Source organism: Planosporangium thailandense (genome assembly GCF_011947195.1).
Lineage (GTDB): Bacteria > Actinomycetota > Actinomycetes > Mycobacteriales > Micromonosporaceae > Planosporangium > Planosporangium thailandense.
Map to the genome: position 1 here is coordinate 1 of NZ_JAATVY010000038.1, position 25,158 is coordinate 25,158.

Annotated in this window: 23 protein-coding genes and 1 tRNA gene; 8 read left to right on the top strand and 16 right to left on the bottom strand. The window is 69.3% G+C overall.

What is annotated here, in order from left to right; translation table 11 throughout:
* On the bottom strand, positions 1-1,281 hold a 1,281-nt coding region (locus HC031_RS29575), incomplete at its 3' end, for an Ig-like domain-containing protein (protein WP_167928742.1).
* Between the two features lie 508 nt (positions 1,282-1,789).
* Between HC031_RS29575 and HC031_RS29580 the strand changes: the two genes are divergently transcribed.
* Positions 1,790-2,815 (top strand): diguanylate cyclase domain-containing protein, encoded by a 1,026-nt coding sequence (locus HC031_RS29580; RefSeq protein ID WP_167928743.1) that lies wholly within the window; start codon positions 1,790-1,792, stop codon positions 2,813-2,815.
* Positions 2,816-2,866: 51 nt separating this feature from the next.
* On the opposite strand, the gene HC031_RS33635 is transcribed toward HC031_RS29580, so the two are convergent.
* The 3 genes from HC031_RS33635 to HC031_RS29590 all read right to left on the bottom strand — a co-directional run bounded on the left by HC031_RS33635 (position 2,867) and on the right by HC031_RS29590 (position 4,857).
* Positions 2,867-3,127: a hypothetical protein gene (locus HC031_RS33635; RefSeq protein WP_240943196.1), complete on the bottom strand. Its 261-nt coding sequence runs from the start codon at positions 3,125-3,127 to the stop codon at positions 2,867-2,869.
* 90 nt (positions 3,128-3,217) lie between these two features.
* Positions 3,218-3,601, bottom strand: a complete 384-nt coding sequence (locus tag HC031_RS33640; protein WP_338090894.1) for a class I SAM-dependent methyltransferase — start codon at positions 3,599-3,601, stop codon at positions 3,218-3,220.
* Between the two features lie 737 nt (positions 3,602-4,338).
* Entirely contained in the window at positions 4,339-4,857 is a 519-nt protein-coding gene (locus HC031_RS29590) for a SigE family RNA polymerase sigma factor (RefSeq protein WP_167928744.1), read from the bottom strand.
* A 130-nt stretch (positions 4,858-4,987) separates the two neighbouring features.
* On the opposite strand from HC031_RS29590, the gene HC031_RS29595 reads away from it, so the two are divergent.
* Positions 4,988-5,512: a sigma-70 family RNA polymerase sigma factor gene (locus HC031_RS29595; protein WP_167928745.1), complete on the top strand. Its 525-nt coding sequence runs from the start codon at positions 4,988-4,990 to the stop codon at positions 5,510-5,512.
* Positions 5,505-6,326, top strand: coding sequence for a DUF4232 domain-containing protein (locus HC031_RS29600; protein ID WP_167928746.1), 822 nt, complete (start codon positions 5,505-5,507; stop codon positions 6,324-6,326). Before HC031_RS29595 ends, HC031_RS29600 begins: the two co-directional genes overlap by 8 nt.
* A gap of 134 nt (positions 6,327-6,460) precedes the next feature.
* Here the strand turns inward: HC031_RS29600 and HC031_RS29605 are convergent, their stop codons facing one another.
* The 4 genes from HC031_RS29605 to HC031_RS29620 form a co-directional block, all read right to left on the bottom strand.
* Positions 6,461-7,153, bottom strand: a complete 693-nt coding sequence (locus HC031_RS29605) for a hypothetical protein (protein ID WP_167928747.1) — start codon at positions 7,151-7,153, stop codon at positions 6,461-6,463.
* Between the two features lie 164 nt (positions 7,154-7,317).
* Positions 7,318-7,971, bottom strand: a complete 654-nt coding sequence (locus HC031_RS29610) for a response regulator (protein ID WP_167928748.1) — start codon at positions 7,969-7,971, stop codon at positions 7,318-7,320.
* Positions 7,968-9,101 carry a sensor histidine kinase gene (locus HC031_RS29615; protein WP_240943197.1) on the bottom strand — a complete coding sequence of 378 codons (1,134 nt, stop codon included), beginning with the start codon at positions 9,099-9,101 and terminating at the stop codon, positions 7,968-7,970. Before HC031_RS29615 ends, HC031_RS29610 begins: the two co-directional genes overlap by 4 nt.
* A 319-nt stretch (positions 9,102-9,420) precedes the next feature.
* Positions 9,421-9,687: a hypothetical protein gene (locus HC031_RS29620; protein ID WP_167928750.1), complete on the bottom strand. Its 267-nt coding sequence runs from the start codon at positions 9,685-9,687 to the stop codon at positions 9,421-9,423.
* Between the two features lie 717 nt (positions 9,688-10,404).
* Here HC031_RS29620 and HC031_RS29625 point away from each other — a divergent pair.
* The gene (locus tag HC031_RS29625) at positions 10,405-10,752 is read left to right on the top strand and encodes a hypothetical protein (protein WP_167928751.1); all 348 of its coding nucleotides are present in this window, start codon (positions 10,405-10,407) and stop codon (positions 10,750-10,752) included.
* A 368-nt stretch (positions 10,753-11,120) separates the two neighbouring features.
* The gene (locus tag HC031_RS29630) at positions 11,121-11,600 is read left to right on the top strand and encodes a hypothetical protein (RefSeq protein ID WP_167928752.1); all 480 of its coding nucleotides are present in this window, start codon (positions 11,121-11,123) and stop codon (positions 11,598-11,600) included.
* A 50-nt stretch (positions 11,601-11,650) separates the two neighbouring features.
* Here HC031_RS29630 and HC031_RS29635 read toward each other — a convergent pair whose 3' ends face one another.
* On the bottom strand, positions 11,651-11,968 hold the full coding sequence (locus tag HC031_RS29635) for a creatininase family protein (protein ID WP_240943198.1): 318 nt from the start codon (positions 11,966-11,968) through the stop codon (positions 11,651-11,653).
* A gap of 43 nt (positions 11,969-12,011) precedes the next feature.
* Between HC031_RS29635 and HC031_RS29640 the strand changes: the two genes are divergently transcribed.
* The gene (locus HC031_RS29640) at positions 12,012-12,269 is read left to right on the top strand and encodes a hypothetical protein (protein ID WP_167928741.1); all 258 of its coding nucleotides are present in this window, start codon (positions 12,012-12,014) and stop codon (positions 12,267-12,269) included.
* Positions 12,270-12,346: 77 nt separating this feature from the next.
* Here HC031_RS29640 and HC031_RS29645 read toward each other — a convergent pair.
* Positions 12,347-12,422, bottom strand: a tRNA-Thr gene (locus tag HC031_RS29645).
* A 260-nt stretch (positions 12,423-12,682) separates the two neighbouring features.
* Here HC031_RS29645 and HC031_RS29650 point away from each other — a divergent pair.
* A complete protein-coding gene (locus tag HC031_RS29650) occupies positions 12,683-13,771 on the top strand; it encodes an ABC transporter ATP-binding protein (protein WP_167928753.1) in 1,089 nt (362 codons plus the stop codon).
* A gap of 64 nt (positions 13,772-13,835) precedes the next feature.
* On the opposite strand, the gene HC031_RS29655 is transcribed toward HC031_RS29650, so the two are convergent.
* The 3 genes from HC031_RS29655 to cysS form a co-directional block, all read right to left on the bottom strand.
* Complete coding sequence (locus tag HC031_RS29655) at positions 13,836-15,032, bottom strand: mechanosensitive ion channel domain-containing protein (protein WP_167928754.1); 1,197 nt, start codon at positions 15,030-15,032, stop codon at positions 13,836-13,838.
* A gap of 246 nt (positions 15,033-15,278) precedes the next feature.
* Positions 15,279-16,361 carry a 23S rRNA (guanosine(2251)-2'-O)-methyltransferase RlmB gene (rlmB, locus tag HC031_RS29660; protein ID WP_167928755.1) on the bottom strand — a complete coding sequence of 361 codons (1,083 nt, stop codon included), beginning with the start codon at positions 16,359-16,361 and terminating at the stop codon, positions 15,279-15,281.
* Positions 16,361-17,773, bottom strand: a complete 1,413-nt coding sequence (cysS, locus tag HC031_RS29665) for a cysteine--tRNA ligase (RefSeq protein WP_167928756.1) — start codon at positions 17,771-17,773, stop codon at positions 16,361-16,363. The genes rlmB and cysS overlap by 1 nt, the downstream gene beginning before the upstream one ends.
* Positions 17,774-17,899: 126 nt before the next feature.
* On the opposite strand from cysS, the gene HC031_RS29670 reads away from it, so the two are divergent.
* On the top strand, positions 17,900-18,526 hold the full coding sequence (locus HC031_RS29670; RefSeq protein ID WP_167928783.1) for an IclR family transcriptional regulator: 627 nt from the start codon (positions 17,900-17,902) through the stop codon (positions 18,524-18,526).
* On the opposite strand, the gene HC031_RS29675 is transcribed toward HC031_RS29670, so the two are convergent.
* The 3 genes from HC031_RS29675 to HC031_RS29685 all read right to left on the bottom strand — a co-directional run bounded on the left by HC031_RS29675 (position 18,523) and on the right by HC031_RS29685 (position 25,044).
* Positions 18,523-19,893, bottom strand: coding sequence for a class II fumarate hydratase (locus tag HC031_RS29675; protein WP_240943203.1), 1,371 nt, complete (start codon positions 19,891-19,893; stop codon positions 18,523-18,525). The genes HC031_RS29670 and HC031_RS29675 overlap by 4 nt on opposite strands.
* 79 nt (positions 19,894-19,972) lie before the next feature.
* Positions 19,973-23,083 carry an AfsR/SARP family transcriptional regulator gene (locus HC031_RS29680; protein WP_167928758.1) on the bottom strand — a complete coding sequence of 1,037 codons (3,111 nt, stop codon included), beginning with the start codon at positions 23,081-23,083 and terminating at the stop codon, positions 19,973-19,975.
* A gap of 317 nt (positions 23,084-23,400) precedes the next feature.
* The gene (locus tag HC031_RS29685) at positions 23,401-25,044 is read right to left on the bottom strand and encodes a fumarate hydratase (protein WP_167928759.1); all 1,644 of its coding nucleotides are present in this window, start codon (positions 25,042-25,044) and stop codon (positions 23,401-23,403) included.
* Positions 25,045-25,158 lie beyond the last annotated feature (114 nt).

Below are 25,158 nucleotides of genomic sequence, written 5' to 3' on the forward strand. Positions count from 1 at the left end.
CCCCGCGTGTGGCGGGGTGAGCGTGCCGTCGGCCGTCGACAGGCCCGCGTTCAGCTGCGTGTCGTCCAGCGCGGTGCCGTACACGACGCTCGCCGGCGCCGGCCACACCAGCGTGGGGGCCTTCTTGTTCGCGTTGATCGTGATCGACCGCTGGATGGCCTGCAGGCCGTACTGGTCCGCGGCGGTGAAGTTGAGCGTCGTGGACGCGGCCGTGGCCGGTGTCCAGGTGAACGTCCCGCTCGCCGGATTGGTGCCGGACGTGGCGAACGTCGCGTCCGCCGGCTTGTTGAGCACGCCCAGCGTCACCGTGTTGCCACTGTCGGGGTCCGACGCCGCCACACTGACGGTGATGGGCTTACCGGGCGTGGCGTCGATGATCGTGCCGTCCGCCACGGTCGGGGCCACCCAGGCGGGCGGGTTGTTGGCCTGGTTGGTGATGCGCAGGAAGAAGTCGACGGCGACCGACGACGCCGCACGCCCGTTCACCGATGCGGTGATCGTCACCTGCGCGGAGTAGTACGTGTCCAGCGGCGCCGAGGCCAGTCTCTGGCCGGTTGTGTTCCAGGTGAACAGCCCGCTCGCGCTGACGGCCGCCCCGGACGGCTGCGTGAAGGCACCCGCGTCCGTCGAGTTGGACAGCCGGTACGACGCGGTCTCGTCCGCCGGCAGGCTGGTCGGGACGGTGAAGTTGCACGGGGAGTTGCGCGGGCAGTCCACGATCGGCGGCAGACTGCTCGACACGCTCGACAAGGCGCCCGAACCCAGGTTCACCAGGCTCTTGATCTGTGTGTTCCCGTCCGGGTTGTTGATGTGGCCACTGGTCGCGCTCAGCCGGCAGCAGCCGCTCAGCATGGCGGTGTAGCTGCCCGTCGCACTCGGGTACGTGTGCAGAAGGTGACCCGAGGTCGGCGACGAGTTGTTGATCGCCTCGGCGGTGAACACGTCGTTCGCCACGTCCACCGTCGTCACCAGCATGTACGGATTTGCCGACGCACCGTCGCCAAAGGCCAGGGTCATGCCGGTTTGGAGGACGCTCCCGACGTTCGGCAGCGGCGTGTAGTAGCTGCGCCGGAAGGTCTGGGTCATCTCGATGGTGACGATCCGCGAGGTGGCGTCCGACCGGCTCCACGACAGCTGGGCGGCCCGGAAGTGGGACGCCCACGCGGGAGCCGACGACACCACCGTCGCGGTGATCGCGGCGGTCGCCGTGACGACGCAGACGACAACGAACCTGACCAACGCGTTGAACCCGCGTCGGGACATGCCTAACAAAGATTGCACGCGACCACCCTCGGTGCTCCGCAATGACGAGAAAGGGCACCATTGAGCTGGCCCCCGATTTACCGAGTGCAAGTTAGCGTCACCAATGACCCGCCGCGACCTGCCCGTTTGCCCGTTTCTGACAATTTCGGCCGCCGACAATGTCCGCGCCGGACGGCGTCAGGTACGGACCCTCTGGCGCATTTCCACAGGTCAACCGTCCTCTTAGCCCGTCGACGGCCCGCTTCCCGCCGCTGGCCTGGTCATCCATCGAGTTGAGGAATGATCAAAGCGTTCAGCACAACCAATACTGGCCGTACACAAGGTGACGGTGGCCGTTCGGGGTGGCGGGTCGCCGGTTCAGGCGACCACCGCGGCATGACCTGCCGCCGCATCGTCGCGTCGCCGCGCCCACAATGCTCACCGGGTTGCGTGGCGTTCAGGGCTACCCGTTCGCAGGACGGAAACGTTGTCGGTAGGACGACAGGAACCCCTTCTTCCGAGCCGGAATCCGCCGATACGGTGTGATGTGGCTGCGCTGGAGGAGCGAGCAAAGGCGCGACGACGAAAACTGGTCGTCGGCGCTCTGCTGAACATCGGCAGCCACGGCGTCGCGGCCAGCTACTGCCTGCTGACCTGGTCCCAAGCGAATCGACCCGTGATGCTCGCCGGGTACTGCGCGGGCATGGCGGTCGGAGTTGTCGGCCTGTGGGCGGCGAAGCGCGAACCCGCGAAGTCGTTGGGGACCCGCATGTCGTTCGGAATGCTCGTCACCTCCCTCGTCATGGTGGCCCTTGGCGCGTACTGGGACGGCGGAGCCGCCTCCCCGGTCGCCCTGGGGTTCATGGTGCCCGTACTGTTCGTCGCCAGCACCACGGCCCGAATAGGGCTCATGATCGGGCTCGAAACGAGCATCATCGCCACGTACCTCGTCGTGGCCGCCGCCGGACAACCCGCGCGCCCGGGCTACATCTACATCCACGTGGCGAGCATGGTGGTCGTCACCGTCGTATCCGGTACCCAGTCGCGAATGGTGGCCCGACAACGCTCCCAGCTACGCGCACTCGCCGAACTGGACCCGCTCACCGGCGCCTTGAACAGGCGAGGATTGACCGAGTACGCCAAGCAACTGTTCGCCACGGACCACAGCATCGGCCCGTCCGTGGTCTGCCTCGATCTCGACAACTTCAAGGTCGTCAACGACTGTTCGGGGCATGCCGCCGGAGACGAGCTGCTGCAATGGACCGTCACAACCACCAGGCGCGTGCTGCGTCCGGGGGACGTGATCGCGCGTACCGGCGGTGACGAATTCGTCGTCCTCCTCGACGGCACCGACGAGATCATTACCGAAACGATCGCGCACCGGATCGGCGAAGCGCTCCGGAAGCGGACGGACGTCAGCATCGGCTGGGCGTGCGCTCCCCGGGACGGCGTCGCGCTCCATACCCTCGTACAAGCTGCCGACAGGCGCTTGTACGAGGAGAAGCAGGAGCACCGCCGTGCCCCGAACGGTGAGGCGCGGCGGTCCGCCCTGGACCCAAGCAGAGAAGCGTAGGAGCATCGCGCTGGTCCCACCGAGCGGCTACCACTTCCGCTCGCCGCGGTCCTACGGCTGGCCGATGCGATCGCAAACTCGTTGATCTGTGACGACAGCTTGTTGGTCTGTAGCACCTTGTGGATCTGTGGCACCGCCGACGGGTTTGCGGACCAGCAGGTGGGCCTGCTGGAAACCTCGCCTGCTGTCTTCGCTCGCGGCGATCACCAGGCGGGCCACCTCGACGAGCCCGGTCCCGCGCAGCAGGTCAGCGACCCGGTCGGGTGACCACCGGTAGGCGGGCGCCACCGTGTGGTCGAACGCTTCGGCCAACTGTGGAAGCTCGTCGCCGGCCTGGAAGGAGAGCAGCAGGTGCCCGCCCGCCGCGAGGACCCGGTGGAGCTCGGCGAACGTCCCCGGAAGCTACTCCGGCGGGGTGTGGATGATCGAGTATCGGGCGAGGACGCCGCCGAGCGCGCCATCTTCCAGCTCGAGCGCGGTCATCGATCCCACGTCGAACCGCAGGGCCGGATAAGCCTGACGAGCCAACGCGATCATCTCCGGAGAGAGGTCGACGCCGAACGCGGTCAGCCCCAGTGAACACAGGTACGCGGTCACATAACCCGGTCCGCAGCCGAGATCGGCGACCGGCCCGGCGCCGGTGGCCCGGACGAGTTCGGCGAACGCGACGAGCATCGCCCGGTCCAGCGGGTGCTCCTCCAGCTGCCCACTGACGAACTCGGCATAGCGGGCGGCGTCCGCGTCGTACGCGTCCCGGGTGGCGCTCAGAAAGCTAGGTTCGACCACGGCGGAGCATCGTATTCCCCCCAGCCATCCAGCCGGCCCTCCGCCTCCGGCCCGACGGACCTTCCCCAGTAGATCTCTGCCTATGCGCGCGCGCCGGTGGCGGCACACACCACCATCCCCTGGCGCGTCCAGCCGGCCGAGACTCGAACCCATCAACCGTCCGGCTACAAGCCTCGGCGCGGCCGTCCGCTGGCGACCAGGCCCGTCTGGCGCCACTGCTCCACTTAAACCGACTTCGACACCGTCCTAATGCGACTGGGCCGGGCTCGGGGTGGCGGGAATGCCCCCGGGCGCGGGGGGCGATGCGACCGGGCACGGCGTGACAGCAATCCCGTGGTATGCGGGGTTCGTCTGGGTCGGGCACGGCGTGGCGGGAACGCCCGCGCGCGCGGGGGGTGACACAGCCGGGCTCGGCGTGACGGGATCGCCCCCGGGCGCGGGGGGCGACACGGCCGGGCTCGGCGTGGCCGGAACGCCCGGCGTGGCGGCCGGGCTCGGCGTGGCGGGAACGCTCGACGTCCCGGCCGGATTCGAGTTCGCCGGCGGTACGGGGTTGCGACTGCTGGCGAGAGCGAACGGCGTGGCGATGCCCATCGCCAGCACGGCCGCCGCCGCGGTTACCGTCATCTTCACTGAGCGTCGTCGTGCCCCACGCAATGCCTGGTTGGTGAGATCCACCGGTTGCGCCTCCTTTGCGATGTCGGTGAGTGCGGTACGGATCAGGTCGGGGAGGTCGGTCAACGGAGCACCTCCGTCAGTTGCGCGTCGGTGTCGGCCGGGAGTAGTCCCCGCAACCGGGTGAGCGCCCGGTAGGTACGGCTGCGGACAGTGCCCACCGAGCAGCCGAGCACCTCGGCCGCTTGGGACTCGGTGAGATCCTCGAAATACCGCAGCACCAGGACCGCCCGCTGCGCGGGTGGCAGCCCCAGCAGGGCACTCCGTACCGAGAGCCGGAGATCGGTGTTTCCGCTGGTGTCGGCGGCCACCCGATCCGGGGGCGGGTCGACCGCCACCTCCCGGTACCGGCCGAGCCGGCGCCACCAGCTCACCTGTTCGCGGTACATGACCGTGCGCACATAGCCTTCGGGGTCCTCGTGCCGCAACGTGCGCCAGCGCGCCGCGGTCTTGGTCAACGCGCTCTGCAGGAGGTCCTCCGCTGCGTGCTGGTCGCCTGTCAGCATGTAGGCAACCCGGATCAGCGCTTGCGTGCGTGCTGCCACGAATTCGCCGAACCGCGCCCTGGCCTCGTCGTCCACATCACCCCCGTAACCTGTCCACCTTTACAGACGCCTGCCGGGGCCGGATCTATCCGCGGGGGAACCCGCTGCCGTTCTCAGGCGTATGAACGGTGGCGGCATGGGGCCGTCGGTGTTCGAGGGAGAAGCGATGCGGGAGACCGCAGACTTCGATGCGTTCTACGCATCGACCTCGAGACGCGTACTCGGCCAGGTGTTCATGATGACGGGCGGCCGGGCCGAGGCCGAGGACGCGGTCGCCGAGGCGTACGCGCGGGCCTGGCAGCAATGGGACAAGGTCAGCACTCACGCCGCCCCGGAGGCGTGGGTACGCACCACCGCGTACCGGATCAGCGTCAGCACGTGGCGTAAGGCGACCAACCGGCTACTGGCCCACCGCCGCCACGGCCAGACTGACGACGTCCCCGGACTCACCCCGGATCACGTCGCCCTGGTGGATGCGCTCAGGGACATCGCCGCCGAACAACGCCGCGTGATCGTCCTGCACTACTACGTCGGCATGTCCCTCGACGAGATCAGCCGAGAAACCAACTGCCCGGTCAACACCGTCAAGACCCGGCTGGCCCGCGCCCGCAAGGCCCTGGCCACCAAGGTCTCGGAGTTCGCCGATGACTCGACCAGTACCTCAGGGTTGGGGGCGCGCAGCAATGCCTGACCAGTTCGCAACCATGCTCACCGGGATCGCGAAAGCAGCCGAGGAGGTCAGCCCGATGCGGGCATCGTCGGTGATCCGCCGGCGCGGGGATCAGCGCCGTAACCGTCAGCGCGCCGCCGTAGGCGCGCTGGCCGCCGTCGCGGTGGGCGCCACCATAGCCACGGGCTCCGTCCTCGGGATGCACCGCACCGCCAACAACCTGCCCGCCATTCTCCCCAGCGTCACCGCCGGCCCAACCGCTACGCCAGACACCACGGCCACGGCTGCCCCCAGCGCGACACCCACTTCTGGGCCCTCCTCGACCGGCAGCGGCCAAGCCGACGCGGGGACCGCCACGAGTGCGACTCCGGACCGCTGCCACACTGGCGACCTGCGCGGCGACTTCCACCAGTTCGAATGGCCCGGGCACGCCGGATCCGAATCCGATGCCGAACTCGGTCTGACAAACATCAGCGGCCGCACCTGCGTCATCTACGGCTACCCGGGCATCCAGTTGATCGGCGCCGACGGACAGCCACGGACCACGACCGTGGTGCGGTCCAAGAGTCAGCCTTCGCGGTCGGTGACCCTCGCACCAGGTGCCACGGCCTGGGCACTGGTCGTCTCGGTATTCACGCCGTCGCCCGACGAGGCAGACACCAACCCGCTCTGCGGCGGGCCGGTGAACCAGATCAAAGTCATCCCACCGGATGAAACCAGCCAACTGACTATTAACGCCCAGGTCGGTACGGTGTGCGCGCACGGCGAACTCATAGTCGCGCCTTTTCAGGCGACCCGCCCCAGCGACAATCCCCCAACGCCGTCCGGGTCCTGACCAACGATTTGACGCAACGTGATCTTGCATCCTGCAGCCTCACGTCCGCGGCCACGCTGATAGAAGCTTCAAGAACTTGATCGGGGTCTGGTCGACATTGCGCTTCACCAGACCCCGAGTGCGAACCGGTTCGGTCATGCCTCGACTCCCGCTGTCCGAACCGGTCGGTCTGCCTGGCTGCTGCCGATCCGGCCGCGCAGGGCCGCAACGGCCACACCCACGATCCAGACGATGGCGAGCAGCCGCCACAAGACTTCCGCTTTGACAAACGGCGGCCAGACGGTCGAGACCACGGACAGCGCGAGCAGCGGACCGACGACCCGGCCGTAGTGGAAGACCCACCGGGTACGCGTATCGGAGCGCAGGGCCACGCCCGACGCCGCCGTGACGAGGACGGCGAGCCCCAGCAGGTGCAGCGTGCCGCCGGACAGCAGCGTGGCCTTGCCCAGTCCGGAGACAAGTCCGTCACTGGTCGTCTGCGCGGTCACCGCCAGCAGGATCGAGCAGATGTCCGACACGAGCAGAAAGCCGGCCGCCGCCACCATCCCCGCGGTCATTACCGGAACGGACCTGCCCCGACCGACTGTGGCTCGGGCCCCGCAGCCGAACTCGTACAGGGCGAAAGCCGCCAGTGCCTGCAACGCGGACTGGACGAACACCGCGGTGCCGCTGACCGTGTAGAAGTCGCGTAACTCGGCCGCCGACGCGCCGGGCAGGTACAGAGTGTTACCCGCCACGAGGGCGCTACCGACGGGAATGCTCGCGACAAAGGCGACCACGAACAGGACGCCCCACCATCCCCACCGCCGGCCGGTACGAACCACCACGTTGACCATTCCCTTCGAAGCAACCGGGCTCGAATCGATCCACGAGCCATGCTGCCCATCGGGAGACGGCCGGCCATCCCACGCAGCGCGGCCGTTGGCCTGCGCGCGGGAACGTATGGCCATACGTCGGCGCGCGTACCCGCCGGGATAGCGGCGGGTACGGCCTACTGGACCAGACCTGACTGGTAAGCGAAGACCACGAGTTGGGCGCGATCACGTGCGCTGAGTTTGACCATGGCCCGGCTGACGTGGGTACGCGCGGTCGCCGGGCTGATCGTCAGACGCGCGGCGATCTCCTCGTTGCTCAACCCTTCGGCGACCAACGCCACGATCTCGCGCTCGCGGTCGGTGAGCGTGTCCAGCTGGGGATGCGGCTTCATGGCCCGGCTGGGACGGCTGGCGAACTCGCGGACCACCCGGCGGGTAACCGACGGGGACAACAGGGCCTCGCCGTCGGCGACGAGCCGTACCGCGCGCAGCAGTTCCGCCGGTTTGGTGTCTTTGATGAGGAAGCCGCTGGCACCGACCCGCAGCGCGTCGAAGACGTACTCGTCGATCTCGAAGGTCGTCAGCACGATCACCCTGGTCGCGGTGAGGTCCGGGTCGGCCACGATCCGGCGGGTCGCCTCGATCCCGTCGATGCCGGGCATGCGAACGTCCATGAGCACCACGTGCGGGCGCCGCAGCCGGGCAAGCTCCACGGCGCGCAGCCCGTCCGCCGCGTCACCGACGACCTCCAGGTCGTCCTCGCTGTCCAGCAGCACGCGCAGCCCGAGGCGGACCAGGTCCTGGTCGTCGGCGAGCAGTACCCGGATCATCCTTGCGCCTCCGGTACCGGCAGCCGGGCCCAGACCCGGAATCCGTTGCCGGGGCGGGGGCCGGCTTCGAAGACGCCGCCCAGCGCGGTGACCCGCGCTGCCATTCCCGGTATCCCGAGCCCACCGTCCGCGCCGCCGGAACTTCTGCCGCGGCCGTTGTCGGTCACCTCCACGATCAGCTCCCGCAGCTCGTAGGCGATCAGGACCACGGCCGCCGCGGTGTTCGCATGTCGCAGCACATTCGTCAGCGCCTCCTGCACGATCCGGTAGGCCGCCAGATCGACCGCGGCCGGCAGATCCCGCCGGGTCCCCGTGATCGTGACCGTCACCGCGACACCGGTACCGGACATCCGCGCGACCAGGTCCTCCAGGCGGGCCAGCCCGGACTCGGGTGAGCGTGGCGCGGTGGTGTGGTCCTCGCGGCGTACCACGGCGAGGGTCGCGCGCAGCTCGTCGAGAGCCACTTTGCTGGTCCGGCTGATCGCGGCCAGCGCCGTCTCCGCCTGCTCCGGCCGTTTGGGCAACACGTGCAGCGCAATTTCGGCCTGCATGTGGATCGCCGCGAGACCATGACCAACCACGTCGTGTACCTCCTGCGCGACGCGCAAGCGCTCCTCATAGGAGTGTCGCCGGATCTCCTCGGTGCGGGCCCGTGTCGAGGACTCCCGGCCGACCCGGATCACCCGCCCCACGGCAAAGGGTAGGACCACCCAGGCCGAGCCCGGCAGCAATCCGGTCAGCGCGCGGGTGCCAGCGGGACCGAACGCCAGTGCCAGGACGTGGGCCAGCAACGCGACCAGGGCCACGACGCCCCCGAATGTCGCACGTCCGGCCGTCAGGTGGGCCGCAGCCGTGTACACGGCCACCACCAGGGACAGCAGGATCAGGCCGTAGGGGTATCCGAGGATCAGGTACGCCGAGGTGGCGGTGGCGGCGATCAGCAGGGTGGCCAGCGGCCAGGACCGGCGCACCGCCAGCGGTAGCGCGGCGCCCACGATAAGCGCAACGCCAAGCGCGTCGATGTGGTGCGCCGTGCCCTGCCACGTCCACGGCCCGACCGACGTGGCCAGTCCGAGACCGGCGAGCACAAGCGCCAGCACGCCGTCGCCGACCAGCTTCCTCCGCTCCAACCACCCCACCCGCGCCACTACCCGATCATGCTCCGAACGACCCGCCGCCGGTATCGCCAATGCTCGGATCCTCGCGTACGCCGGTGAGCGCAGCAGGCCGGGATCGGCTACGTAACCCTGCGTACTCCGACCGACCCCGAGAGGTCGGCACGGCCGCCAGCTGGCTGGCGTCGGCGGCATGACCCGGCGCGATGCGGGTAGCGGTGCTCGATATAGACGCGGCCTCCGGCTCGATAGAGACGCGGCCCCCGGGAGGAAGCGATGACCAGCAATCGCGAGACCGGACAGTTGACGGGTACCAAGGACAAGGACTACGACATCAGGACAGGAGCCGCCGCACCAGTGCGTTGCGGAGCGCAGCGGCCTGTGCCACCTGCGCCTGTGACGGAAAGCCGCCGAGCCGCTCTGCCAGGATCTGTACGGTCTGCGCTGCTGTCCATCGGATGAAGCGCTGGCGCCACGTGTCGTGGTATGGCCGGACGAGGGCTGCCAGCTCAACGCCGACGATGACGGCCATTTGCGCCACGACGCGATTACGCTCATCGTCCGCGCCGTGTATCAGGGTGTGGAACAGGTCAAAGATCATGTGCCCGGGCATCGACGATGATTAGCAGCCGGTTTGGTCGCCTGGATGTAGGTGCGACCATTCCTGAAGGATCGAAGATTACAAGATCGGCTGCGATTAGCGGCTCCCGAGGTGGCTGCCTCGGGAGCCGCTGTTGCCAGATACCCCGACCGGATCAAGGGAACGAGGGTAGAACCGGCGGCCTCGGTGTACCCCGGTGCCCTAGCGCTGAAACCTGCCCGAGTCCCAATGGTGGCTGCGCCCGGCGTCAGCCGTTCGACCGTGACTGCGCCACCGCGAACTGCGGTCACACCTCCGCGGATCGGACCAAGGTCGAGAGTAGGGACGCCGTAATGACAGGTGTCAACAGTCGTCGAAAGCTGACCCCCGGACGACGTGCGGGTTCCAGGGCGTCGCTGGGTCTGTTTCGTGCGTCGTCTTCGTACGTCGTCGAATGGGTAGGTGCAACGAGGTTTAGGGGCTGGAAAACCGGGAAGCGATGACGGGCGATGCCCGCTCGTTGCGGACGGGATGGATTGGAGCTGCAAGATCCGCAGCGGTTGAACGGCCTCCGAGGTGGCTGCCTCGAAGGCCGCTGCTGTAGGTACCCCCGGCCGGATCAAGATCCACAGCAGTCAAGGTCTGCAGCGGTTGGTCGGCCTCCGAGGTGGCTGCCTCGGAGGCCGGTGCTGTCGAGCACCTCGACTGGATCAAGGGAACGTGGAAGGAAGCCCCAACGTGTCGAACAAACCATCCGACTTTGGTCCGCCACTGAAGGCGATGGGCTGGCTTAGCGTCGTAGCTGGCGGCCTAGCAGGTGCTTCGAAGGAACTTGGCGTTCCGTGGTTCGTGCTCGTCGGTTTCATGGGACTGTACGCATTGCCGGTCGTCGGATTGGTGCTGGTGGCGATGTACACCACGAACCCGCGTCGTCACCGAACTGCGTACCGTGTACTGAAGGTTCTCACACCCCAGTGGCCGGATCTGGCTGAAGCAGTCAAGCCGGATGACGACGAACGGAATCAGCGACCGACGCCGGCGGATGAGCACGAGCCGCGACCGGCGCCAACCGACAGTCCTGCTTAAACTCGCTAACGGAAGCGATCCCCGGGGCAGGCCAAGCCCCGGGGATCAGCGTCTCGCGTGAACTTCAACGTCTGATCGCCCTAGTCACCAGCGCGTTCGACGACCGCGGTCGCCTCCGCTTCGTTGTCGAGGTTTACCGCCACGACGGACCTTGCGCTCCACCCTCGTGTAACTCCACGTCCATTAGGGCTTGTGGGCGCGCAGGTACACGTCGAGGCGAGCCACTCGTTCCCAGGGTGGAGATGCTGTACTTACTGGCCCTTATTGACACCAGGTGACGGTAGCTGCGAGGGTCGGCGATGCACGCCCTCTCTGGCACGGCAATGTTCCGTATCGAATGGTCTGGTCTACGCAGTTCGGGGTCAAATGTGAACGAAGCCGATCGCATCGCCCGTGCGAACGCAGAGAAAGCACGCCAGCAGGAACTTTCCGAGCGCCGCGCCAATGAGCGACGCCACGCCGAAGAACAGAACGCCAAAATCGCCGCTATTCAGGCGGAAATCCCGGCCGTGATGAAGCTTCTAGCAGGTAACGGCTACCGCGATGGTGAGCGCGAAGTTCAGCAGGTCGAAGTGAGCGAACACTCGTTCTTTCGGGGATACAAGTATGTGAAGAAGGGTGGGTGGCTCGTGCTCGCCCGCAGCGTGGACAAAGGCGACGGGTCCCAAGTCGAACACACAGTCCACCTACTATCTGACGGACGCCTTGTGTACGGCAGCGTCCCGATCGACCTGCGGAAACTCGCGTTCCCCGAGAAACTGGCGCATGAGAATCCCGTGACCCTAACCGGCATCCTCACTGGGCTGCGTAACATGCGCAAACGTCTTGAAAACGCCGAACGGCAGTAACCTGCGAGAGTCGACCGCATCGGACTTAGAAACAAGTGTGCCGTGGTCCTCTAACGTCGGGTGGTCAGCACCGCGAAGGATCGAACGAGGCGTCCGAGTGCCTGACTTCCCTTGCTCGCCAAACCGAGCGACGGGCGTCCGATGACTCCGGACCTGGTGTAGCCGGTCACGCCGAGGGTGAGCAGGTGTGGGCGGTCGTCAGGTTGGTAATCGGCTGTCTCGTTGCCCGGACGGATCACTTCTGGGTACGTGGCGAGCAGGATGGAAGTCTCCAGTTCGCCGGCGTGCATGTCCTCGTGGCCGTTGGTCTCCATGCCGGCGTCCCGACGAGCTTCTTCCCAGTCCTGTCCCGCTGGGAACACCGCCATGCGCGGCCTCCTGGGCGATGTTGGCGAGCACGTAGTTGCCACCGTGGCCGCTGATGAGCACCAGGCGCTCGATACCCTGCGCCAACGACTCGGCGACATCAGTGACCACCTAGGCGGCGGCGTAATGCGCGACGAGCCGGAGAGCAAGTCGGGCCGGCGGTCACGGCCCAGGCTGAAGACGAAGACGAAGACGGCCCGCCGGATCGCCCTGCCGGCGCAGCTGGTGGCCGAGCTGCGCGCGCACCAGGTTGCGCAGAAGCGCGAGCGACTGGCGGCCGGCGTCTGGCCCGACTGCAACTGATCTTGCAACTGGGGCCGTCCGAGACGGAAACGGGCCCGGGGCTGACCGGCATTGCTGCTGGTCATAGCCGCGTACGGTGGAGCCGACGGCGGGACTCGAACCCGCAACCTTCCGATTACAAGTCGGGTGCGCTACCAATTGCGCCACGTCGGCGAGGTACCCGTGAGGTACCCCTGAGATGGTACGCGGCCATCTCGGCCGCACGGCCCGACCCCGCTCCGACGCACCGCGCGACCGGGCTACCCACCGCGAACCGCCGACCAAATCCAGACATAACGCTCAGAACACCCGTCATGTCTTGGCAAGAGATCAGAAGACATCTACGTTGTGTTCACCTGGTCGGCACCGCGCCGCCAGGCTCTTTCACTCGGATCGTCCGGCACGTTCCTGCCGGTGAAAGGAAGCAGTACGTCATGGCTACGGTCAGGTACGAAAAGGCGACCCGGATCTATCCGGGCACCAACCGTCCCGCGGTGGACGGTCTCGATCTCGAAATCGGCGACGGGGAATTCCTCGTTCTCGTCGGTCCATCCGGATGCGGCAAGTCCACGAGCCTGCGGATGCTCGCCGGTCTGGAGGATGTCGACCAGGGCGCCATCTACATCGGCGACCGCGATGTCACCAACCTCCCGCCCAAGGCGCGCGACATCGCGATGGTGTTCCAGAACTACGCCCTCTACCCGCACATGACGGTGTACGAGAACATGGCGTTCGCCCTGAAGTTGCGCAAGACGCCGAAGTCCGAGATCGACCAGCGGGTCAAGAAGGCGGCGAGCCTGCTCCAGCTCGAGGAGTACCTGAGCCGCAAGCCGAAGGCGCTGTCGGGTGGTCAGCGGCAGCGGGTGGCGATGGGCCGGGCGATCGTACGCGAACCGCAGGTCTTCCTCATGGACGAGCCACTGTCCAACCTGGACGCCAAGCTCCGTGTGCAGACCCGTTCGCAGATCGCCACCCTGCAGGCCGATCTGGGCATCACGACGGTCTACGTCACGCACGACCAGATCGAGGCCATGACCATGGGCCACCGGGTGGCCGTGATGCTCGACGGCGTGCTTCAGCAGGTCGACACGCCGCGCGCGCTCTACGACCGGCCGGCCAACGTCTTCGTCGCCGGCTTCATCGGCTCTCCGGCGATGAACATCAAGACGGTTCCGCTGACCGAGGGCGGCGCCAAGTTCGCCGACATGCTGCTTCCGCTGGAACGGCAGCAGATCGAGACGGCCGCGAACGGCGGTGACCGCCTCGTTCAGGTGGGCTTCCGGCCCGAGGACACCGACCTGGTCGGCCCCAACGACGGCGGCATGCCGATCCACGTGGACCTCGTCGAGGAGCTCGGCTCCGACGCGTACGTCTACGGCACGGTCGCCCTGGAGGGCCAGGACGAGCGTTTCGTCGTCCGGGCCGACCCGCGCCAGACGCCGCGTCTGGGCGAGACCGTGTACGTGAAGCCGCGCGCCGGGCACCACCACGCGTTCCACGCCACGACCGGCCAGCGCCTGTAAACCCCCGACGACATCGAAGGCCGCCGGGGTCGGTTTCCGACCCCGGCGGCCTTCATCGTGTCCGTCAGCGGGTCGAAGCCGCCTCGACCGGCTCCGTCCTGCTGCCGAACGTCTCCCCGCGCGCCCTGCCGTCGTCACTCCCGCCGAAGACCCGGGAGTCGTCCGGGCCGGTCGCGCTGTCGTCGACATGCTCCTGGCCGTTCCGCTTGAACCGTCGGGAGGCGAACACGCCGTCGCCCACCTCGGCACGCATCCGTGGCAGGGCGGCCGGCTGCCGTTCCCGTACCCAGGCGACGAGGTGCTCGCGGACCTGGCAGCGCAGATCCCACAGGTTGCCCGCGTTGACCGCGCTGACCAGGGCCCGTAGCCGCACCATGCCGCCGGTCGCGTCGGTGACCTGGAGGGCGCACGCCCGCTCGTCCCACAGGTCGTTGCCTTCGATGAACCGGCGCGTCTCCTCGCGTACGGCCTGCACCGGCACCGACCAGTCGACGTCGAGCTCGACCGTGCCCAGCACGGCCGACCCGGTCCGGGTCCAGTTCTCGAACGGCTTGGTCGTGAAGTACGAGGTGGGCAGGATCAACCGGCGGTCGTCCCAGAGGTGCACGACGACGTAGCTGAGAGTGAGCTCTTCGATGCGTCCCCACTGCCCCTCGACCACGACCACGTCGTCGAGCCGGACCGCACCGCCGAACGCCAGCTGAAGGCCGGCGAGCACGTTGCCCAGGATGCTCTGCGCGGCCAGGGCGGCGACGGCACCGATCACACCCGCCGAGGCGAGGACGCTCGCGCCGATCCCACGCACGCTCGGGAACGTCATGAGCATGATTCCGACGGTCAGCACGAAGATCACCGCGACGGTGACCCGGCGCAGCATGACTACCTGGGTGTGGATGCGTCGCGCCTGCCGGTTGTTCGGTACGTCCATCCGGAACCGGGTCAGCGCCCGGTCCTGCACGACGAGCAGCAGGGACGCGACCAGCCAGGCGGTGGCGGCGATGAGAGCCAACGCGATGACGTGCAGGGTGACGCGCCGCCAGTACGGGTCCGCCCCGTGGCCGGTCGTTATCTGGACCGCGATCCGGATGGCGGCGAGGGTCGCCACGAGCTGCAGCGGTCGATGTGAGTGCCGTGACAGCGCGGCGAGCAGGCGGGACCGCCGACCGAGGCGGCAGACGATCCGATGCGTCACCTCGACCAGGCTCAACGCGATCACCGCTCCGGCGACCGTGGCGACGACGGTCCAGATGATGTCCCGCACAGATTCAAACCCCCTAAAGACCGACGTATGGGCGCAGGCGCGCCATGTCCCGGCCGCCCACGAAAGAACGACGGGCGGCTCTCATCGGCGATATACGCGGGCCGGCCCCTCAGCGTTCGCCGACGGCCAGCCCGCGTGCGTGATCTCGTCTACATCCGCACTCACGTACCCGTGATTCATCACCAGCGAAACGGGTCAATTACCGTCGGATGCGACACACCCGCAAGAGGGAACGGTGCTGGGGACCTAGACGGCGGTCGGTTCGATCGCGCGGCGCCGGGCGACCTCGGCCAGGGTCACCGCGGCGGCCACCGACGCGTTGAGCGACTCGATCTCGGAGGCCATCGGGATGCTCACCCGCAGGTCACAGGTCTCCCCGACCAGCCGGGACAGTCCACGCCCCTCGGAGCCGACGACGAGGACGATCGGCTCGACGGCCACCTCGAGGTCGTACAGTTCGACCTCGCCGTCGGCGTCGAGGCCGACGACCGTGTAGCCCTGGTCCTGGCACACCTTGAGCGCCCGGGTCAGATTGGTCACCTGCGACACCGGGATCCGGGCCGCCGCGCCGGCGCTGGTGCGCCACGCGGTCGCCGTCATACCGGCGGCTCGCCGTTCGGGGAAGAACACGCCGTGCGCTCCGAACGCGACGGCGGAGCGGACGATCGCGCCCAGGTTCCGCGGATCGGTGACCCCGTCGAGGGCCACCAGCAGCGGCGCGACCTTCTCGGACGCGGCGGCGACGAGGTCGTCGAACGACTCGTACGCGAACGGCGGCACCTGCAGCCCGATGCCCTGGTGGAGCACGCCACCGGTCATCCGGTCGAGCTCGCCGCGGCTGACCTCCATGAGCGGGATGCCCCGGTCGGCGGCGGTACGGACGATCTCGTTGACCCGGTCGTCGATGTCGATGCCCTGCGCGATGTACAGCGCCGTCGCCGGCACGTGCGTGCGCAACGCCTCCAGGACGGGGTTACGGCCGACCAGTAGCTCCGGCGCGTCCTTCGGCGGGGTCGACTTGCGTCCCGGCGAGACCCGGGGACCCGCCTTCGAGCCGCCGCCCTTGGCGGGCGCGCCCTTCCGGCCGGGCGTGCCGACCTTCGGGGCACGCCCCTCGGCCGCCGCCTTGCGCCGCTCCTTCTCCTGCTTCCAGGCGGTGCGCTCGGGCAGCGGCTCGTCGCCGGAGTACCCCTTGTGCCACGGCCGCTCGGACGCGGGCAGGGTGCGCCCGCGACCGGCCAGCCCCTGCCGGTTCTTGCCGCCGGAGCCGGCGGTCGGCCCCTTGCGGGACGTCGTGCGCCGACCACGACGCTGGGAGTTACCGGCCATCAGGCACCATCCGAAAGAGTCCAACGGGGACCGGTCGGCGTGTCCTCCACGACGATTCCGGCCTGCTTGAGCTGGTCGCGTACGGCGTCCGCCGCGACCCAATCCTTACGCGCGCGGGCCGCGGCCCGCTGTTCGAGCGCCAGCGCGACCAGCGAGTCGACCACGCCGGTCAGCCCCGACGTCGCCGTGCTCGTCCACTGCGGGTCGAGCGGGTCGAGCCCGAGCACGCCGAGCATCGCCCGTACCGAGGAGAGCGCCGCCGCCACCGCCGCGTCGTCGCCGGCCGACAGGGCGGCGTTGCCCTCGCGGACGGTGTCGTGCGCCACGGCGAGCGCCCTCGACGTGTTCAGGTCGTCGTTCATCGCCTCGACGAACTCGGCCGGCAGGTCTCCGGCCTCGCCGGCGCCGACCCGTTCGGAAGCGCGCCGGACGAAGCCCTCCAGCCGGCGGTAGGCCGCGGCGGCCTCCTGCAGCGCCTCGTCCGAGTAGTCGATGGCGGAGCGGTAGTGCGGCGCGGTGATGTAGTAGCGCAGCTCGACCGGCCGGACGCCCTTGGCGACCAGCGCCTCGACGTTGAGCACGTTCCCCAGCGACTTGGCCATCTTGGTGCCGCCGAGGTTGAGCAGGGCGACGTGCACCCAGTACCGCGCGAACTCGAACCCGGCCGCGCGCGACTGCGCGATCTCGTTCTCGTGGTGCGGGAAGGTCAGGTCCAGGCCGCCGCCGTGGATGTCGAACTCCTCGCCGAGGTAACGCCAGGACATGGCCGAGCACTCGATGTGCCAGCCCGGCCGGCCCGGACCCCAGGGCGACGGCCAGTTGGCCTCGGCCGGCTCGTCGGCCTTGGCGCCCTTCCAGAGAGCGAAGTCGCGCGGGTCGCGCTTGCCCCGCGCAGGCGCGTCGTCCGCCGGCTCCATCGCGTCGAGGCGCTGACCGGACAGCGCCCCGTAGGCCGGGTACGAGCGGACGTCGAAGTACACGTCGCCGCTGCCGTCCTCGGCCGGGTACGCGTGCCCCTTCTCGATCAGCAGCTTGATCAGCTCGATCATCTCGGGGATGTGGCCGGTGGCCCGCGGCTCGTAGGTCGGCGGCAGCACGCCCAGGGTCGCGTAGTCACGGGCGAGCCGCCGCTCGTTGGCGTACGCGATGGCCCAGAACGGCTGACCGGCTTCGACCGACTTCACGAGGATCTTGTCGTCGATGTCGGTGACGTTGCGGATGAGCCGCACCTGGTATCCGGACCGGGTCAGCCAGCGCCGGAGCACGTCGTAGTTGACGCCGCCGCGAAGGTGACCGATGTGCGGCCCGCCCTGCAGCGTGAGGCCACACAGGTAGAGCCCCACCTGTCCGGGGACACGCGGGACGAAGTCCCGCACCGTGCGGGTCGCGGTGTCGTACAGCCTCAACGTCACACTGTCAGGGTAGCCGCCGGAGCCGCCGCTGTAGGCAACGCCCGGTCACCCGGCATCCCTATCGGGATATGGACTGAAATCGGTACCCCGTAGCGCGGCCTCGGCGCGTAGATTCTGCGAGTGGCAATGGAGACGGCCCAGACTCTCGACCGGGGTCTGCGCCTACTGCAACTGGTCGCGGAGGCGTCCGCCGGGCTGACGGTGACCGAGGCGGCGGCCCGTCTCGGAGTCAGCCGAGCCGTCGTCTACCGGCTCGCGACCACGCTGGGCGAGCACGGCATGATCCGCCGGGACAGCGGCGGCCGGCTCCGGCTGGGCGCCGGAGTTCTCCAGCTCGCGCGACGGGCACAGCCGCTGATCGCCGACGCCGCGCTGCCGGCGCTGCGGCGCCTCGCGGAGCAGGTCGGCGCGACCGCCCATCTGACGGTCGCGGAGGGGGGCGAGGGGCTGGCGCTGGTCGTCGTCGAGCCGAGCTGGACGCAGTTCCATGTCGCCTACCGGTCGGGCTCCCGCCATACGCTCGAACTCGGCGCCGCCGGGCGGGCGATCCTCGCCGGACGCGCCGGCGACTACGGGTACGTGACGAGCGCCGGCCAGCTGCAGCCCGGCGCGTACGGGGTGGCCGCCGCCGTACCCGGGGTCGAGGGGATGGAGGCGAGCGTGGGCGTGGTGGCGCTCGCCGCCCTCGACGTCGACGTGGTCGGCCCCCACGTGGTGTCGGCCGCGACGGCGGTGGCGAAGGCGCTCTCCTAGGACTCCTCGGCCACCGGCCGGGTCATGGCGAGGACGTCCAGCACCCGATCGAGATCCGCTTCGCTGATCTTCCCGCTCCTCACGTGACCCCGCTCGATCACGACCTCGCGGATCGTCTTGCCTTCCTTGAGCGCCTGTTTGGCGATGGCGGCCGCCTCGTCGTAGCCCACGTACCGGTTGAGCGGCGTGACGATCGACGGCGAGCTCTCCGCGTACCGCCGGCAGATCTCCTCGTTCGCCCTCAGGCCGGCGACCATCCGATCGGCGAGCAGCCTGCTGACGTTGGTGAGCAGCCGGATCGACTCCAGCAGGTTGCGCGCGATCACCGGCACCATGACGTTGAGCTCGAAGTCGCCCTGCGAACCGGCGAACGCGACGGCGGTGTCGTTGCCGTACACCTGGGCGCAGACCTGGCGGACCGCCTCGGCGACGACCGGGTTGACCTTGCCGGGCATGATCGACGATCCCGGCTGCAGGTCGGGCAGGGCCAGCTCGCGCAGGCCGGCGCGGGGCCCTGAGCCCATCCACCGGATGTCGTTCGCGATCTTGTACAGGCCGGTGGCGATCGTCCGCAGCTGACCGGAGGCCTCCACGAGCGCGTCACGGGCACCCTGGGCCTCGAAGTGGTTACGCGCTTCGCTGAGCGGCAGGCCGGTCTCGTAGACGAGCAGCTCGATGACCATGCGCGCGAAGCCGGGCGGGGTGTTGATGCCGGTTCCGACCGCGGTGCCGCCCAGCGGGAGCTCCGCGACCCGCGGCAGGGTCGTCTGCAACCGCTCGATGCCGTAGCGCACCTGCGTGGCGTACCCGGAGAACTCCTGCCCCAGGGTGACCGGCGTGGCGTCCATCAGGTGGGTACGGCCGGCCTTGACGACGCCGGTGAACTCCTCGGCCTTGCGCTCGAGCGCGGTCGCCAGATGCTCGAGCGCGGGCACCAGGTCGCACGCGATCGCCTCGGTCGCGGCGAGGTGCACCGAGGACGGGAAGACGTCGTTGGACGACTGCGAGGCGTTGACGTCGTCGTTGGGGTGGACCGCGATGGCCAGCCGGTTGGCCGCGATCGACGCGATCACCTCGTTCATGTTCATGTTCGACGAGGTGCCGGAGCCGGTCTGGAACACGTCCACCGGGAACTGGTCGTCGTGCTGCCCGGCGCACACCTCCTCGGCGGCGGCGATGATCGCGTCGGCCACCTTCCGGTCGAGCACGCCCAGCTCCGCGTTGACCGCGGCCGCCGCGGCCTTGATGTGGGCCAGCGCCTTGATGTGCCGGCGCTCCAGCCGGACGCCGGAGATCGGGAAGTTCTCCACGGCCCGCTGGGTCTGGGCCCGGTACAGGGCGTCGGCCGGGACCTGGACCTCACCCATCGTGTCGCGCTCGATGCGGTACTCCACCATGCCCTCCTTCGTGCCCAACCAGGCGGTCAGCCAATCCTGAATCGCCTGCTCAGGCGCCTACGCTGTGCGGAGGCCGGAGGATGCGGGCCGGCACCTCGCGGACGACGCGCTGCCGCGGCACACGCAGCCGGCGCGGCCCGTGATCGAGGTCGGCCAGGCGGCGCTCCGCCTCGTGGCGTTCCGGGACCCCCAGGTCGGTGAACAGCTGGAGCGCGGCCGTCCATTGCTCGCGGGCCAGCGCCGGGTCGGTGTCCTCCCAGATCTCGGCCAGCCCGCGGTGCGCCCGCGCCTGGTGGTGCCGCAGACCGAGCCTCTCGGCCAGGGTGAGCGCCTGTCTGTGCATCTCACTCGCCTCGCCGGGCTCACCCACGACGCGGAGGGTGATCCCGAGGTCGTTGAGGATCTGGCACTCACCGGCCGGGTCGCCGACCTCACACATCAGCCGGAGCGCCTGCCGCTGGCAGTCGACGGCCTCGGTGTACCGGCCCAGACCCCGGTACGCCGAGCCGAGGTCGGACAGCGACTCGGCCATGCCGTACCGGTTACCGACCTCGACCTTCAACTGCATGACCCGCTTCAGCAGCAGCACCGCCACCCGGTAATGCCCCATCCGTACATGGGCCGCGGCAATCTCGCTGAGCGCGAGCCCCTGCTGGTACCGGTTGCCGGTCTGCCGGCTCATGGCCAGATGCTTGCGGTGCTGGCGGAGCGCCTCGTCGTAGCGCCCGAGCAACTGATAGACGTGGCCGAGGTCGGCGAGCCCCCGGCTGAGCACGTCGGAGGGCAGGCTGCGGGCGAGTACGAGCTGCTGCTGGAAGTGGTCGACCGCCTCCGGATACCGCCCGGTGATGCGGTAGGTCATGCCGAGGTTGCTGAGGGTCGCCGCCTGCCCGGGCACGTCGCCCAGCCGCCGCCGGATGGCGAGCGCGCGGTGCAGGTGTTCCAGCCCGTCGGTCCAGTGCCCCCGCCGCACCAGGCCGGCGGCCAGATAGTTGTGCGCCGTGGCGACGGCCGCCTCGTCGCCGAGCGCGCCGGCCGAGGAGAGCGCCAGCTGCTGAATCTCGATCAGCTCGTTGGCGTAGCCGTTGAGCCAGAGGTAGATCCACAACGCGCGGGCCAGCCCACAGACCTGGCGGTGCAGGCCCAGCCGGGCGGCGAGCCGGGCGACCGCCATCGCGTTGGACCGTTCGCGCTCGAGCCAGGCGAACGCCTCTCCCTCGCTGGCGATGTCGGGAATCCCGCGGGGCGGGTCGGGCAGCTCGAGCTCCTGCCGGGTGTAGGTGAGCTCGAGAAAGCCGGTCGCCCGGAAGCCCGTGTGCAGGTAGTGGTCGATCATCCGCCCGGCTGCCGCCTCCCGCTCGACCTCCGGTTCCTCCTCGACGGCCAGCTCCCAGGCGTACTCGTGGAGCAGGTCGTGCAGCCGGTACCGCCGCGCCGACGGCGATTCGAGCAGGTGCGCGTCGACCAGCTCTTCGAGGATGTCGTCGGCCCGGTCGACGTCGAGGTCGGCCAGCGCCGCGGCGGCGTAGGCGTCGAACCCGTTGGGTGGATGCACGCCGAGCAGCCGGAACACCCGCTGCGCCGACTCGTCGAGGTGCTGGTACGACAGGGCGAACGCGGCGGAGACGGTGCGCCCTTCGACGGCCAGTTCGGACAGCGGCGCCCCGGCGCCCCGCAGCCGGTCGGCCAGGTCACCGACCGTCCATGATGGCCGGTGCACCAGCCGGGCCGCCGCCAGGCGCAGCGCGAGCGGCAGGTAGCCGCACAGCCGTGCGACCTCGGCCGCCGCGGCCGGCTCGGTGTCCACCCGGTCACCGGCCACGCGGGCCAGCAGCCGTACGGACTCAGCGGCGTCGAGGACGTCGAGCGACAGGTGGTGCACGCCGTCGAGGCCGGTCAGCCGCCGCCGGCTGGTGACCAGGGTCAGCCCCCGTGAGCCGCCCGGCAGCAGTGGCAGCACCTGCGCGGAGTCGGCCGCGTTGTCGAGCACGACCAGCGCGCGGCGGGTCGCCAACTCGCTGCGCCACAGCGTCACGCGTTCGTCGAGCCGTTCGGGGATCCGGTCGGCGGCGATGCCGAGCTGCCGCAGCAGCGTGTCCAGCGCACGCCCCGGAACGACCGGGGCCCGGTCGCTGTGCCCATGCAGATCGATGAACAGCTGGGCGTCCGGATACCGGTCGGCGACCAGGTGCGCCACGTGCACCGCGAGGCTGGTCTTACCGGTCCCGGCCATGCCGTCGATGACCTCGATGACGGGGGTGGCGGGACCCTCCTGCGGATCGGCCGGCACGAAGCCCAACAGCCGGGCGACCTGCTCCTCCCGGCCGGTGAAGTCGACGACGTCGCGTGGCAGGGCGTGCCGCGCGGCCGGCCGGGGTGCGGCGGTGGGCGGCTCGGCGCCGTCGCCCACCAGCAGGGCCGGATCGCGGTTGAGGATGCGCCGGTGCAGCTCCTGCAGTTGCGGGCCCGGCTCGAGGCCGAGCTCGTCGGCGAGGGCGTCGCGCCCCTGCCGGTAGACGGCGAGGGCGTCGGCCTGCCGGCCGACCCGGTACAACGCGAGCATGAGCTGACCCCGCAGCCGCTCCCGGACCGGGAAGCGCTCGACCAGGCCGGTCAGCTCACCCACCAGTTCATGCGCCAGATCCAGCCGGAGCTCGATGTCGACGCAGTCCTCGAGCACGGCCGAACGCTGCTCCTCCAGACCGGCGGCGGCGATCTCGATCTGACGGCTGCCGATGCCGGCTGCCGCCGGCCCGCGCCACAGCGCGAGCGCGGCGCGCAGGTGGACCCGTGCCTCCTCGAGCCGACCGGCCGCCGCGGACCGCCGCCCGTCGGCCACCAGCTGCGCGAAGACAAGGGAGTCGAGGTCGCTCGCCGCGACGCGGGCGACGTACCCGGCCGGATCGGTGACGATGACCTCGTCGTGGATACCGCTGCGGCGCAGCGCCCGGCGCAGCCGCGAGACGCAGCTGTGCACCTGCGCCCGCATCGTGGGCGGTGGTGTCTCGCCCCACACCGCCTCGGCCAGGCGCTCGACGGGCACGACCTTGCCCGCGTACAGCAACAGCATGGCGAGCACGGTGCGTTCCCGGCCCGCGACCAGGGTCGTCTCCGTGTCACCTACCCGGATCCGGAGTGCGCCCAGGATGCCGAACCGCATGCCACCTCCTGCGTGGGATGGTGCGTCCGCACACTATCCCGAGGGGCCGACAGTACCCACGTTCCGTCGCCCACGATCAATCACATTTCCTACTGCGGACGGATTGACGACGGTCCAACTCGGTAGACCGATGAGAGCGATACGACAGAGGTCTGCGGCAGCATGCTGGTGACGAGCTGAGCGCTGGATTCGCGCGTGAGCGAACCTGGGAGGAAGCCAGCGCTCGCCCGAGGCAGTGGTCCGAAACGGTGGCTTCGGATCACGAGGTGGTGGGTGGTGCCGACCGAACCCTCCAGTGGCCGGCACCACCCACGGCGTCAGCGCCTGCCGATCGTCAGCACCGGCTGGCTGGTCTCGGCGAAGAAGTCGTTGCCCTTGTCGTCGACCACGATGAAGGCGGGGAAGTCGACGACCTCGATCTTCCAGATCGCCTCCATGCCGAGCTCCGGGTACTCCAGGACCTCCACGTGCTTGATGCAGTCCTGGGCCAGGCGCGCGGCCGGGCCGCCGATGGAGCCGAGGTAGAAGCCGCCGTACCGCTGGCAGGCGTCGGTGACCTGCTTGGAGCGGTTGCCCTTGGCGAGCATGACCATCGAGCCGCCGGCGGCCTGGAACTTCTCCACGTACGCGTCCATGCGCCCGGCGGTCGTCGGTCCGAACGAGCCGGAGGCGTACCCGTCGGGGGTCTTCGCCGGGCCGGCGTAGTAGACGGCGTGGTCGCGCAGGTAGTCGGGCATCGGCTCGCCCGCGTCGAGCCGCTCGGCGATCTTGGCGTGGGCGATGTCGCGGGCGACGACCAGCGGGCCGGTCAGCGACAGCCGCGTCTTGACCGGGTACTTCGCGAGCTCCGCCCGGATCTCGGCCATCGGGCGGTTGAGGTCGATACGGACGACCTCGTCGGACGTGTCGGCCTCGGTCACCTCTGGCAGGAACCGCGCCGGGTCCCGCTCGAGCTGCTCCAGCCACACACCCTCGGCGTTGATCTTGGCTACCGCCTGCCGGTCGGCCGAGCAGGACACCGCGATCGCCACCGGGCACGACGCGCCGTGGCGGGGCAGCCGGACGACGCGTACGTCGTGGCAGAAGTACCGGCCGCCGAACTGCGCGCCGATGCCGAAGTTGCGGGTCAGCTCCAGGACCTCGGCTTCGAGCTCGAGGTCGCGGAAGCCGTGGGCGGTCATGTCGCCGCTCGTCGGCAGACCGTCGAGGTACTTCGCCGACGCGTACTTCGCCGTCTTGAGGGCGTACTCGGCGCTGGTGCCGCCGATCACGATCGCGAGGTGGTACGGCGGGCAGGCGGCCGTCCCGATCAGGCGCAGCTTCTCCTCCAGGAACTGCATCATCCGCTTCGGGTTCAGCAGCGCCTTGGTCTCCTGGTACAGGTAGCTCTTGTTCGCCGAGCCGCCGCCCTTGGCCATGAACAGGAACTTGTAGGCGTCGTCGCCTTCGGCGTAGATCTCGATCTGCGCCGGCAGGTTGGAGCCGGTGTTCTTCTCGTCCCACATGGTCAGTGGGGCGAGCTGCGAGTAGCGGAGGTTCAGCCGGGTGTACGCGTCGTACACACCACGCGCGATGGCCTCCTCGTCGCGCCCGTCGGTGAGCACGAACCTGCCGCGCTTGCCCATCACGATCGCGGTGCCGGTGTCCTGGCACATCGGCAGCACCCCGCCGGCCGCGATGTTGGCGTTGCGGAGCAGGTCGAGCGCGACGAACCGGTCGTTGGGCGAGGCCGCCGGGTCGTCGATGATCGAGCGCAGCTGGGCGAGGTGGGCCGGCCGCAGGAAATGCGCGATGTCGTGCATCGCCTCGTCGGTCAGGCGCGTCAGCGCCTCCGGCGCGACCTCCAGGAACCGACGGCCACCGGGCCCGTCGACGAGGTTGACGCCATCGGTGGTGACCAGTCGGTACTCGGTCGTGTCGGGGCCGAGAGGAAGCAGGGGCGCATAGGCGAACTCGGGCATGAGCGCGAGCGTAGCGCCGTCGGTCCGGCCTCTTATCACAACTTGCGGGAAGTTGTGGCCTCGGGACGTGTCGAAGGCCACAACTTCCCTCGAGCCCGGGTGGACGCCACGATC

Bases quoted from the DNA above. Each gene is read 5' to 3' on its own strand.
- HC031_RS29595 (WP_167928745.1), top strand. From the start codon at position 4,988: ATGCGGGAGACCGCAGACTTCGATGCGTTCTACGCATCGACCTCGAGA.
- HC031_RS29600 (WP_167928746.1), top strand. From the start codon at position 5,505: ATGCCTGACCAGTTCGCAACCATGCTCACCGGGATCGCGAAAGCAGCC.
- HC031_RS29610 (WP_167928748.1), bottom strand. From the start codon at position 7,971: ATGATCCGGGTACTGCTCGCCGACGACCAGGACCTGGTCCGCCTCGGG.
- HC031_RS29620 (WP_167928750.1), bottom strand. From the start codon at position 9,687: ATGATCTTTGACCTGTTCCACACCCTGATACACGGCGCGGACGATGAG.
- HC031_RS29635 (WP_240943198.1), bottom strand. From the start codon at position 11,968: ATGGCGGTGTTCCCAGCGGGACAGGACTGGGAAGAAGCTCGTCGGGAC.
- HC031_RS29650 (WP_167928753.1), top strand. From the start codon at position 12,683: ATGGCTACGGTCAGGTACGAAAAGGCGACCCGGATCTATCCGGGCACC.
- rlmB (WP_167928755.1), bottom strand. From the start codon at position 16,361: ATGGCCGGTAACTCCCAGCGTCGTGGTCGGCGCACGACGTCCCGCAAG.
- HC031_RS29670 (WP_167928783.1), top strand. From the start codon at position 17,900: ATGGAGACGGCCCAGACTCTCGACCGGGGTCTGCGCCTACTGCAACTG.
- HC031_RS29675 (WP_240943203.1), bottom strand. From the start codon at position 19,893: ATGGGTGAGGTCCAGGTCCCGGCCGACGCCCTGTACCGGGCCCAGACC.
- HC031_RS29680 (WP_167928758.1), bottom strand. From the start codon at position 23,083: ATGCGGTTCGGCATCCTGGGCGCACTCCGGATCCGGGTAGGTGACACG.
- HC031_RS29685 (WP_167928759.1), bottom strand. From the start codon at position 25,044: ATGCCCGAGTTCGCCTATGCGCCCCTGCTTCCTCTCGGCCCCGACACG.